This window comes from Nocardioides ginsengisegetis (genome assembly GCF_014138045.1).
GTDB classification, from domain to species: domain Bacteria; phylum Actinomycetota; class Actinomycetes; order Propionibacteriales; family Nocardioidaceae; genus Nocardioides; species Nocardioides ginsengisegetis.
Genome location: NZ_JACGXA010000001.1, coordinates 3,820,842 through 3,833,265 on the forward strand (window position 1 = coordinate 3,820,842; position 12,424 = coordinate 3,833,265).

Genomic DNA, 12,424 nt, shown 5'->3' on the forward strand with positions numbered 1-12,424 from the left:
GTCAGGTGGCGGGCTCGACCCGGCGCGGCATCGCGACCGCGACGGCCACGAGCAGCAGGGCGAAGACCGCCGAGGCGACGAACACCGCGTGGATCGCCGGGTCGAGCGTCGAGGCGGGCAGCCGCTCGAGGTCGGGGACCTTGCCGGCGACCCGGGCCGCGACGACGCCGTTGGCGATCGCACCGAAGGCGGCCACGCCGAGCGCGCTGCCGACCGAGCGGGCGAACATGTTGGCGGCCGTGGCCACGCCGCGGTCCTTCCAGGTCACCGCCGACTGGGCGGCCACGACGGCCGGGCTCGCGACGTACCCGAACCCGATCCCCATCAGGAAGCACGGCGCCGCGAGGTGCACGAGCGAGCTGCCGGGGTCGACCGTCAGCAGCAGCGCCGCGCCGGCGACCGCGAAGGCGGCCCCCATCAGCGCCGTCGCCCGGAAGCCGACGGAGAGGTAGAAGCGGCCCGAGGTGGTCGCGGCGATCGGCCAGCCGATGGTCATCGCGGCGAGGGCGAGGCCGGCGGTGACGGCGTCGTGGTGGAGCACGGTCTGGGCATAGAGGGGGACGTACGACGTGAGCCCGAGCATCAGCACGCCCACCACCAGCGACCCGGCCGACGACGCGTTGAGGACGCGGTTGCGGAAGATCCACGGCGGCAGCACCGGCTCCGCGGCGCGGCGCTCGACGAGCGCGAAGCCCACGAGCAGGACGACCGCCGCCCCGAGCACGGCCAGGCTGGCCGGGGACGTCCAGGCCCAGCGGACGCCGCCCTCGAGCAGGCCGAGCAGGAGCAGCACGCCGCCGACCGAGAGCAGCGCCGAGCCGGCGTAGTCGATGCGGTGGGGGCGCCGCTCGACCTGCTCGTCGAAGCGGCGGACGATCATCCAGGCGGCGGCCAGCCCGATCGGCAGGTTCACGAAGAAGATCCAGCGCCAGGTGAGGTAGTCGGAGAAGACGCCGCCGAGGGTCGGGCCGACGACCGAGGCCGTGGCCCACACGCTGGCGATGTAGCCCTGCACCTTGGCGCGCTCGGCCATCGAGTAGATGTCGCCCACGATGGTCATGCCCATCGGCTGCACCGCACCGGCGCCGAGCCCCTGGATCGCGCGGAAGGCGATCAGCGAGCCCATCCCCCAGGCCACGCCGCACAGCAGCGAGCCGACCACGAACAGCCCGATGCCCAGCAGCATCACCGGCTTGCGGCCGAAGAGATCAGCGACCTTGCCGTAGACGGGCACCGCGACGGCCTGGGTCAGCAGGTAGACGGAGAACAGCCACGGGAACTGCGTGAAGCCGCCGAGGTCGCCGACGACCGCGGGCACGGCGGTGGCCAGGATCGTGGAGTCGATCGCGACCAGGCCGATGCTCAGCATCACCGCCAGCAGCACCGGGCCACGCTCGCTGCGCAGGCCGACGCTGGCGCGGGTGATGGCGGTCTGCTCCTCCGAGGCGGTCATGCCCGGCCCAACCGGGCCTCCGCGCAGGGCATTCCCCGAGGGTGGCTCAGCCCACTCCAGCGTATGGTTTGATCGTTCCAATCACCGGGTACCGAGAGAATGCGACCGCCGCTCGGCGCGTCGTACGACCGGGGGTCGGCGAACGCGTGGAGGCGACATGGTGGAGATCTGGCCCGGAGCGGCGTACCCCCTCGGGGCGACGTTCGACGGGAGTGGCACCAACTTCGCGATCTTCAGCGAGGCCGCCGAGCGCGTCGAGCTGTGCCTGTTCGACAAGGGGCGGGGCAAGAAGCTCAAGGAGACCCGGATCGAGCTGACCGAGGTCGACGCGTTCGTCTGGCACTGCTACCTGCCGTCGATCCGGCCCGGGCAGCGCTACGGCTACCGCGTGCACGGCGCCTACGACCCGAGCATCGGGATGCGCTGCAACCCCAACAAGCTGCTGCTGGACCCCTACGCCAAGGCGACCGCCGGCGAGATCGACTGGGACCAGTCGCTGTTCGGCTACGACTTCGGCGACCCCGACTCGCGCAACGACGACGACTCGGCGGCGCACATGACGCTCGGCGTGGTCATCAACCCGTTCTTCGACTGGGAGGGCGACCGCCGCCTCGACATCCCCTACAACGAGTCGGTCATCTACGAGGCCCACGTCAAGGGGATGACCCAGCTGCACCCGGACGTGCCCGAGGACCTGCGCGGCACGTACGCCGGCCTCGCGCACCCCGCGATCACCTCGCACCTGACCAAGCTCGGCGTCACCGCCATCGAGCTGATGCCGGTGCACCAGTTCGTCCAGGACAGCACGCTGCTGGACAAGGGGCTGCGCAACTACTGGGGCTACAACACCCTCGGCTTCTTCGCGCCCCACGCCGACTACGCCGCGACCGCGCGGGACGAGCAGGCGCTGGGCCAGCAGGTCCAGGAGTTCAAGTCGCTGGTGAAGTCGATGCACGCCGCCGGCATCGAGGTGATCCTCGACGTGGTCTACAACCACACCGCGGAGGGCAACCACCTCGGCCCGACCCTGAGCTTCAAGGGCATCGACAACGGCGCCTACTACCGGCTGGAGGAGGACGACCTCCGCTACTACACCGACTACACCGGCACCGGAAACTCCCTCAACGTCCGGCACCCGCACTCCCTCCAGCTGCTGATGGACTCGCTGCGCTACTGGGTCACCGAGATGCACGTCGACGGCTTCCGGTTCGACCTCGCGGCCACGCTGGCGCGGGAGTTCTACGACGTCGACCGGCTCGCGACGTTCTTCGAGCTCGTGCAGCAGGACCCGGTCGTCTCCCAGGTGAAGCTGATCGCCGAGCCGTGGGACATCGGCCCCGGCGGTTACCAGGTCGGCAACTTCCCGCCGCAGTGGACCGAGTGGAACGGCGCCTACCGCGACACCGTGCGCGACTTCTGGCGCGGCGAGCCGTCGCTGGGCGAGTTCGCCTCCCGCATCGCCGGGTCGTCCGACCTCTACGAGCACAGCGGCCGTCGCCCGGTCGCGAGCATCAACTTCGTGACCGCCCACGACGGCTTCACGCTGCGCGACCTCGTGTCCTACAACGAGAAGCACAACGAGGCCAACGGCGAGGACAGCAACGACGGCGAGAGCCACAACCGCTCCTGGAACCACGGCGTCGAGGGACCGACCGACGACCCGGAGATCCTGGCGGCGCGGGCCCGCGAGCAGCGCAACTTCCTGGCCACCCTCCTGCTCTCCCAGGGCGTCCCGATGCTCCTGCACGGCGACGAGCTGGGCCGCACGCAGCAGGGCAACAACAACACCTACGCCCAGGACTCCGAGATCAGCTGGGTGCACTGGGACCAGGTCGACAAGCCGCTGATGGAGTTCACCTCGGCGGTGCTGCGGCTGCGCAAGGAGCACCCGACCTTCCGCCGCAAGCGCTTCTTCACCGGCAGCACCGTGCGCGCCGTCGGCGAGGAGGGCGACCGCCTCAACGACATCGTCTGGCTGCACCTCGACGGCCGCCCGATGGAGGACGGCGACTGGGAGTCCGGCACGCAGGCGATCGGGATGTACCTCAACGGTCACGGCATCAAGGGCAAGGACGCCCGCGGCGGGGCCATCACCGACGACCACTTCCTGCTCTACTTCAACGCCGACGGCCCGGCCCAGGTGACCCTGCCGCCCGACGAGTACGCCGCGGCGTGGGACGTCGTGATCGACACCGGAGGCTCGGCCGACGGGGACACCCACGTGGCGGGCACGACGCTCACCATGGACTCGCGCAGCCTCGTGGTGCTCCGCGAGCACGGCGAGCCCGAGTCCACGCCCGACCACTCCGTCGCGGCCTCGGTCGCGTCGATGGCCACCCGGACCTGAGAGCGACGTACGGCAAGCGCATGCGGACACCGACGAGCACCTACCGACTCCAGATCACGGCCGACTTCGACCTGTTCGCGGCGGCCTCCCGGTTGCCCTACCTGCGCGACCTCGGGGCCGACTGGGTCTACCTGTCGCCGCTGCTCGCCGCTGAGCCCGGCAGCCAGCACGGCTACGACGTGGTCGCCCACGACCACATCGACGAGTCGCGCGGCGGGGCCGAGGGGCTCGCTGCCCTGTCGGCGGCGGCGCGCGAGCTCGGCATGGGCGTGCTCGTCGACATCGTGCCCAACCACGTCGGCGTGGCGACCCCGGCTGCCGACGCGTGGTGGTGGGACCTGCTCCAGCACGGCCAGGACTCCGAGCACGCGTCGGCCTTCGACATCGACTGGACGGTCGGCGACGGGAAGATCCAGATCCCGGTGGTCGGCGACGGTGACGAGGACGCGATCGTCGTGGCGGACGGCGAGGTCAGGTACCACGACCAGCGCTTCCCGCTCGCGCCCGGCACGACCACCCACGACGAGCAGCACTACCGCCTCGTCAACTGGCACGAGGCCGACGACAACCTCAACTACCGCCGGTTCTTCGCGGTCAACACCCTCGCGGCCGTGCGCGTCGAGGACCCGGCCGTCTTCGAGGAGACGCACCGCGAGATCCGGCGCTGGTTCGACGAGGGGCTCGTCGACGGACTGCGGGTCGACCACCCCGACGGGCTGCGCGACCCGCAGGGCTACCTCGACGACCTGGCCGACCTCACCGGCGGCGCCTACGTCCTGGTCGAGAAGATCCTGGAGCCCGGCGAGGCCCTGCCGGCCTCGTGGGCGACCTCCGGCACCACCGGGTACGACGCCCTCGCGCACGTCGACCGCGTGCTCACCGACCCCGCGGGCGAGGCGCCGCTCGACGCGCTGGAGACGCGACTGCGCGGCGACGCCGTCGACTGGCCCGCGATGATCCACGCGACCAAGCGCGAGGTGGCCGACGGGATCCTGCACTCCGAGGTGAAGCGGATCGTGCGCGACCTGCGCCGGCACCTGCCGCTCGTCCCGGCCCACCGGGCCGAGGACGCGGTCGGCGAGCTGCTCGCCTGCTTCCCGGTCTACCGCTCCTACCTCCCCGAGGGGCGCCACCACCTCGACGAGGCCTTCGCCCTCGCCCGGTCGCACCGCCCCGACCTGGACGAGACGTTCGACGTCCTGCTCCCGTGGCTGTCCGACCCCGACCTGGCCGCGGCCAAGCGCTTCCAGCAGACCAGCGGGATGGTGATGGCCAAGGGCGTCGAGGACTGCGCGTTCTACCGCTGGTCGCGGCTGACGTCGCTCAACGAGGTCGGCGGCGACCCGAGCGTCTTCGCGCTCGACGTCGACGGCTTCCACGCGGCGATGGTGGACCGGCAGGCGTCGTGGCCGGCCGCGATGACCACGCTCTCGACCCACGACACCAAGCGCGGCGAGGACGTCCGCGCCCGGATCACCGCACTCGCGGAGCTGCCCGAGGAGTGGGCGACCGCGCTCGACCGGCTGCTGGAGCTCGTCCCGCTGCCCGACCCGGGCTTCGGGTCGCTGCTGTGGCAGGCGATCGTCGGCGCGTGGCCCGCGTCGCCGCACCCGGACTACCGCTCGCGGCTCCACGCGTACGCCGAGAAGGCGATGCGCGAGGCCGGCGACCGGACCACCTGGACCGAGCCCGACGACGACTACGAGGCGGCCGTGCACGCGGCGGTCGACGCGGCCTTCGACTCGCCGGCGGTGGCGACCGTCCTCGCCGGGCTGGTCGAGCTGCTGGCGTGGCCGGGCTGGAGCAACGCGCTCGCGGCCAAGCTGGTGTCGATCACGATGCCCGGCGTGCCCGACGTCTACCAGGGCTCCGAGCTGTGGGAGCAGAGCCTGGTCGACCCCGACAACCGGCGGCCGGTCGACTTCGACCTGCGGGCCTCGGCGCTCGCGCGGGCATCGTCGGGCCGGCTCACCGACTCCGTCGACGACGACGGGCTCGCCAAGCTGCTGGTCACCCACCGGGCCCTCGCACTGCGGCGCGACCGGCCCGAGCTGTTCACGACGTACGCCGGGATCGCCGCGACCGGGCCGGCCGCCGACCACGTCCTGGCCTTCGACCGGGGCGGGGCCGTCACCGTGGCGACCCGGCTGCCCGTGGGGCTCGCCGAGCGCGGGGGCTGGGGCTCGACCACGCTGGCCCTCCCCGAGGGCGTGTGGACCGACGTGATCACCGGCCGCACCGTCTCGGACCGGCTCGACGACATCCTGGCGACCCACCCGGTCGCCCTGCTCGTCCGGGAGGACGCATGACCCGCGGCCGCTTCGACATCTGGGCCCCGCGGCCCGCACGCCTGCGACTGTCGGTGCGCGATGCGACCGTCGAGATGGCACGTGGTTCCGATGACTGGTGGACGCCGGTCGGCCCCGTGCCGGAGGGGGAGGTCGACTACGGCTACCTGATCGACGAGGAGGACACGCCCCGACCCGACCCGCGGTCGCGGCGTCAGCCGGCGGGCGTCCACGAACGCTCGCGAACCCACGACGCCAAGACGTTCACCTGGACAGATGGCGACTGGACCGGACGCCAGCTGGCGGGGTCGGTCATCTACGAGCTGCACGTCGGGACGTTCACCCCCGAGGGCACCTTCGACGCCGCCCTGACCCGGCTCGACCACCTGCGCTCGATCGGCGTGGACTTCGTCGAGCTGATGCCCGTCAACGCCTTCAACGGCAGCCACAACTGGGGCTACGACGGGGTCGGCTGGTTCGCCGTCCACGAGGGCTACGGCGGTCCGGACGGCTACCAGCGCTTCGTCGACGGGTGTCACGCGGCCGGGATCGGCGTGATCCAGGACGTCGTCTTCAACCACCTCGGGCCGTCGGGCAACTACCTGCCGCTCTTCGCGCCCTACCTCAAGGCCGGGGCCAACACGTGGGGCGACCTGGTCAACCTCGACGGCGAGGACTCCGCCGAGGTGCGTCGCTTCATCCTCGACAACGTGGCGATGTGGCTGTCCGACTTCCACGTGGACGGGCTGCGGCTCGACGCCGTGCACGCGCTGGCCGATGCCTCGCCGGTCCACCTGCTCGAGGAGATGGCGGTCGAGGTGGCGGCCCTGTCCGCCCACCAGCGCCGGCCGTTGACGCTGATCGCGGAGTCCGACCTCAACGACCCCCTGCTGGTCACGCCACGCGAGGCGCGCGGCTACGGCCTCGACGCGCAGTGGAGCGACGACTTCCACCACGCCGTGCACGTGGCGCTGACCGGGGAGACCGACGGCTACTACGCGGACTTCGAGCCGCTCGCCGCCTTGGCCAAGGTCTGCGAGCGGGGCTTCTTCCACGACGGGATCTGGTCGTCCTTCCGCGGCCGCGCCCACGGCGTGCCGATCGACACCGTGGCGATGCCGACGTGGCGCTTGGTGGTGTGCAGCCAGAACCACGACCAGATCGGCAACCGGGCCGTCGGCGACCGGCTCACCGCGAAGCTGGACGACCACCAGCTCGGCTGCGCCGCCCTGCTGACCCTCGCGGGCCCCTTCACCCCGATGCTCTTCCAGGGCGAGGAGTGGGGCGCGTCCGCGCCGTTCCAGTTCTTCACCTCCCACCCCGAGCCGGAGCTCGGCCGGGCGACCGCCGAGGGACGGATCACGGAGTTCGAGCGGATGGGCTGGGACCCGGCCGTCGTGCCCGACCCGCAGGACCCGGCGACGTTCGAGCGGTCGCGGCTGGACTGGTCCGAGGTGGACGGGGCGCGCGGCACCCGCCTGCTGGCGGCCTACCGCCGGCTCGCCGCGCTGCGCCGGACCCGCCCGGAGCTCACCGACCCGGCCTTCGGGTCGGTCCGGTGCAGCGCCGACGAGGTGCTGCACCTGTTCACGATGCGACGCGGCCCCAGCACGATGGTGGTCAACTTCGCCGACGCACCCGTCACGGTCGAGGTCGGGCTCGACGACACCCTGCTCTTCGCCACCGGACCCGACGTCACGCTGACCGACGCCGTCCTCTCGCTCGCGCCGCACGCCGGCGCCTTGGTCGGCGCGCCATGATCATCGGGTGACCTCCTCCGGCGGTACCGCCTGGACCCGCCGCGGTGTGCTCGCCGCCGGGGCCGCTGGACTGGTCACGTCCTGCCGGAGCGAGTCGCCAGGTGCGTCCCCCTCGGCCGGGCCGACCACGACGCCCACCACCACGCCGGTCCCCACGCCACCGACCTGGGCGCGGCTGGCCCGCTCGGTCGAGGGCCGGCTGCTGCTGCCGCGGGAGCCGGCGTACGACGTGGCGCGGCTGCTGCAGAACCCGCGCTACGACGACCAGCGGCCGCTCGCCGTGCTGACGGTGGCCTCGGCGCGCGACGTGGCGACCGCGATCGGGTTTGCGCGGCAGCGCGGGCTGCCGGTGGCGATCCGGTCGGGCGGGCACAGCTATCCCGGCTGGTCGGGCGGCGGGTCACCACGAGCGCTGGTGCTCGACTGCCGCGCGCTCTCGACCGTCGACCTGGCCGCCGACGGCACCGCCACGATCGGCGCCGGCGCCACCCTCGCTCCGGTCTACGACACCCTCGGCAGCCGCGACCGCGCGATCGCCGGCGGCTCCTGCGCCACGGTCGGCGTCGCGGGGCTGACCCTCGGCGGCGGGGTCGGGGTCCTCACGCGCGGTCTCGGCCTGACCTGCGACGCGGTGACCGCGATGGAGGTGGTCACTGCCGACGGGCGCATCCGCCGGGTCACCGCGGACGACGACCCGGACCTGTTCTGGGCGCTGCGCGGCGGGGGCGGCGGCCACCTGGGCGTGGTCACGTCGTTCGAGATGCGTACCTCGGCGGCCCCCGACGTCGGCTCAGCCTTCCTGCAATGGCCGCTGTCGGCGGCCCCGGAGGTGCTACCCGCCTGGCAGGCGTGGGCGCCCGGGGCCGACCCGCGGCTGTGGTCGACCATCAAGGCGCTGGGCGGGACGGAGCACCCCGACGGCCCGGTGCTGCTGGTCTCGGCCACCTGGACCGGGCCGGCGAACGCCTTCGCCGCGCAGCTCGCCGGCCTCCTCGACCACGTCCCCGCCCCCGGCGTACGCGTGGACCACCGGCGGGCCTACCGCGACGCGATGCGGGCCTACGGGGGTGACGACTCGACCCGCGAGGCGTTCGGGGCGACGTCCCACGTGGCCTACGACCCGCTCCCCGACGCGGGCATCGCGGCGCTGGTCGGACAGGTCGAAGACGCCGCCGCGACCGGGCTGCTGGAGGCCGGCATCTCGATCGACGCCCTCGGCGGTCGGGTCCGCGACCTCGCACCCGACGCGACGGCCTTCGTGCACCGCGAGGCGCTGGCGACCGTGCAGTACACCGCGACGTACACCCACGGCCCCCCGGCGACCGCCGACGACTACGTGCGCGGCTTCCGCTCGACGATGTCGCCCTGGTGGGGCCGGCACGCCTACGTGAACTACGCCGACGCGGCGATCGAGGACCCGTCGTCGGCGTACTTCGGCGCCAACGCACCCCGACTTCGGTCGGTGCGCGAGACCTACGACCCGGACCGGTTCTTCACCCAGCTGCAGGACTACTGAGGACCGGCTCGGGCAGGGGTTCGCCCTCGGTCTCGCGGAAGCCATAGCGCTCCCACCAGCGCAGCATCGGCGCGGGCGCCCACCAGTTCCAGCGGCCGAGGAGCTTCATGGTCGCGGGCACGAGCAGGGCGCGGACGACGGTCGCGTCGATCACGAGGGCGACCAGCATCCCGATGCCGATCATCTTCATGAAGATGATCCCGGAGAGCCCGAAGGCACCGATCACGACGGCCAGCAGCAGCGCGGCACTGGTGATGATCCGGCCGGTCTTCTGCACGCCGGTGGCCACCGCGAGGTCGTTGTCGCCGGTGCGGTCGTACTGCTCGCGGACGCGGGAGAGCAGGAAGACCTCGTAGTCCATCGACAGGCCGAACAGGATGGCCAGCATCAGGATCGGGTTGGTCGCGTCGAGGAAGCCCATCGAGGTGAAGCCCAGCAGCCCGGACAGGTGACCGTTCTGGAAGATCCAGGTCACGACGCCGAACGACGCGGTGATCGAGAACAGGTTCATCACGACCGCCTTGACCGGGAGCACCAGCGACCCGAACGCCATGAACAGCAGCACCAGCATGACCACGAGCACGATCAGGCCCATCCACGACAGGTGCGCGCCGACGGAGTCGACCAGGTCGACGGTGTTGGCGGTCTGGCCCCCGACGAGGACGCTGCCGCTCGCGGGGTCGATCCCGCGGACCTGCTGGATCAGCTCCTGCGAGGCCTCGGTCTGGCTGTTGCCGCGCCACGCCGCCCGCAGCAGCGTGGTGTCGCCCTGCTGGTCGACCGCCTGCACGCCGGCGACGCCGGGCAGCGCCTCGACCTGGTCGACGTACGCCGCGACGTCGGCCTGCGAGGTCCCCCGCAGCAGCAGGCTCGCGGTCGACATCTCGGGGCCGAAGTCGGCGTTGAGCTTGGTGGCCGCGACGTGGGCCGGGGCGTCGGAGGGCAGGACGCGGTAGTCGACGCTGCCCCACTTGGCGCCCAGGAACGGCGAGGCGACCGCGAGCAGCACCGCGACCGTCGCGACGATCACGAGCACCGGGCGACGCATCACGCCGTGGGCGAGGCGGGCCCACCAACCGTGGTCGTCGCCGACCGAGACGGCGCGGTGCCGGCGCCACGGGAGGCGTCCGCCGTCCACCCGACGGCCGAGCAGGCGCAGCACCGCCGGGAGCACCGTCAGGGCCGCGAGCATGGCGATGACGACAGCCGCGATGCCGCCGTACCCCATGGAGCGGAGGAAGTTCTGGGGGAAGATCAGCAGGCTCGACAGGGCCGCGGCGACCGTCAGGCCCGAGAAGAGCACCGTGCGGCCGGCCGTGGTCATCGTGCGCCGGATCGCGGTGGCGGCGGCCTGGGGGTCGTCGGCCGGGAGCTTCGCGAGCTCCTCGCGGAAGCGGCTGATCACGAAGAGCGCGTAGTCGATGGCCAGGCCCATGCCCAGCAGCGAGATGACGTTGACCGAGAAGATCGAGACGTCGGTGAACAGCGTGATCACCCGGACCAGCGCGAGCGCGCCGACCACGGCGAGCGCCCCGACGAGGGCCGGCATCGACGCGGCGACGAGGCTGCCGAAGATCAGCAGCGCCAGGACCACCACGATCGGCAGCGAGATCTCCTCGGCGCGGGCGAGGTCCTCCGAGGTGATCTTGTTGACGTCGCCGTACACCGCGAACGCGCCGGCCACGTGGGTGGTGAGGCCGTCGGCCTCGAGCGCTGGCTCGAGCCGGTCGTAGTTGTCGAGGTAGTCGGACTGGCTGCTGCCGGCGAGGGAGATGACGATCTGGGCCGCGTGGCCGTCGGCGCTGACCATGCTCGGGTCGTGGGCGGCGTAGTAGGGCACGACCGAGGCGGTGGTGCCGGCCGGGATGCTCGCGACGACCTGCTTCACCGCCGCCCGGAACTGCGGGTCAGAGGCGGTGAGGGTGTCGTCGCTGTAGATCGCGACCACGTCGACGGACTTGTTGCCGAAGGCGTCCTGCTCGGCGGCGAGCTCGCGCGCCGACTCCGAGCTGCTGTCGTCGAAGCCGCCCTGGGACAGGGAGTCGAAGACGCCCAGGCCGTAGGCCCCCGCGGCCAGCGCCAGGACGATGCCGGCCAGCAGCACGGCCACCGCACGTCGGGCCACGAAGGCCCCCCACCGCTCGATCATCGCGGCCTCCTCGTGAACACACATCAGGAAAGTGAACGGTGTAAACCGTAAACGGTGTAAACTTCCCGCGTCAAGTAAAGATCCCGCCGCTCGGGGCCGGGATCGGGCCGGGACCAGGAGGCAGCCAGTGGCCGCAGGCACGCAGGAACCCACCCGCCGCGAACGCCAGCGCGAGGCGACGTTCGAGGAGATCGTCCGCGCGTCGCGGGAGCTCCTCGGCGAGGGTGCGGAGCTGTCGCTGCGCGCCGTCGCCGGCCGGATGGGGATGACGGCCCCCGCGCTCTACCGCTACGTCGCGAGCTATCAGGAGCTCGTCGACCTGGTCGCCTTCGAGATCGACAAGGCGGCCACCGAGCGGCTCGTCGCCGCGGCGGCCACGGCGCCCGCGGACGACCCGGCCGCCAGGCTGATCTGCGCGTCGGTGGAGTTCCGGGCGTGGGCGCTGGCCAACGCGCGGGAGTTCTCGCTGTGCTTCGCCAACCCGATCGCCGACTCCTCGTGCCTGCGCCGCGAGCTGCTCACCGCCTCCAGCTCCGGTCACTTCTTCACCGACCTGATGCACGACCTGTGGGAGCACCGCGGCTTCCCCATCCCCAGCCTCGACGAGCTGCCCCCCGCCGTCGCCGAGGCGGTCCGCGACCCCCTCATCCCCGCCAAGGTCGAGAAGATCGCGCCCGCCGACCGCGGCCTGGTCTGGGTCTACATGCAGGGCTGGACGATGCTCTACGGCGTCGTGACCCTCGAGGTCTTCGGCCACATGGACCCGCGCGTGATCACCAGCGGCGAGATGTTCATCGACACCGTCCACGCCTTCTGCCAGCGCGTGGCCCTCGCCGACGACTGGGGGCGGCTCGAGGCGTTGCTGCGGGAGCGGCTGGCGGGCTGAATGGAGCGATAGTCCGGCACGTTTC

Annotated in this window: 7 protein-coding genes; 5 read left to right on the forward strand and 2 right to left on the reverse strand. The window is 72.2% G+C overall.

Features of this window, described 5'->3' with window-relative positions:
- Position 1: 1 nt before the first annotated feature.
- Complete coding sequence (locus FB382_RS18520) at positions 2-1,453, reverse strand: MDR family MFS transporter (protein WP_182541135.1); 1,452 nt, start codon at positions 1,451-1,453, stop codon at positions 2-4.
- A gap of 157 nt (positions 1,454-1,610) precedes the next feature.
- On the opposite strand from FB382_RS18520, the gene glgX reads away from it, so the two are divergent.
- From glgX to FB382_RS18540, 4 genes are read left to right on the forward strand one after another with little or no spacing between them, the layout of a single operon-like run.
- On the forward strand, positions 1,611-3,800 hold the full coding sequence (glgX, locus tag FB382_RS18525) for a glycogen debranching protein GlgX (RefSeq protein ID WP_220481417.1): 2,190 nt from the start codon (positions 1,611-1,613) through the stop codon (positions 3,798-3,800).
- Positions 3,801-3,820: 20 nt separating this feature from the next.
- Complete coding sequence (gene treY, locus FB382_RS18530; protein ID WP_182541136.1) at positions 3,821-6,109, forward strand: malto-oligosyltrehalose synthase; 2,289 nt, start codon at positions 3,821-3,823, stop codon at positions 6,107-6,109.
- Positions 6,106-7,848, forward strand: coding sequence for a malto-oligosyltrehalose trehalohydrolase (gene treZ / locus FB382_RS18535; RefSeq protein WP_182541137.1), 1,743 nt, complete (start codon positions 6,106-6,108; stop codon positions 7,846-7,848). Before treY ends, treZ begins: the two co-directional genes overlap by 4 nt.
- Positions 7,849-7,855: 7 nt before the next feature.
- Positions 7,856-9,364 carry an FAD-binding protein gene (locus FB382_RS18540; RefSeq protein WP_182541138.1) on the forward strand — a complete coding sequence of 503 codons (1,509 nt, stop codon included), beginning with the start codon at positions 7,856-7,858 and terminating at the stop codon, positions 9,362-9,364.
- Here the strand turns inward: FB382_RS18540 and FB382_RS18545 are convergent.
- Entirely contained in the window at positions 9,342-11,537 is a 2,196-nt protein-coding gene (locus FB382_RS18545) for an MMPL family transporter (protein WP_182541139.1), read from the reverse strand. The genes FB382_RS18540 and FB382_RS18545 overlap by 23 nt on opposite strands.
- A gap of 103 nt (positions 11,538-11,640) precedes the next feature.
- Here FB382_RS18545 and FB382_RS18550 point away from each other — a divergent pair, with 103 nt between their 5' ends.
- Positions 11,641-12,399: a WHG domain-containing protein gene (locus FB382_RS18550; RefSeq protein WP_182541140.1), complete on the forward strand. Its 759-nt coding sequence runs from the start codon at positions 11,641-11,643 to the stop codon at positions 12,397-12,399.
- Positions 12,400-12,424 lie beyond the last annotated feature (25 nt).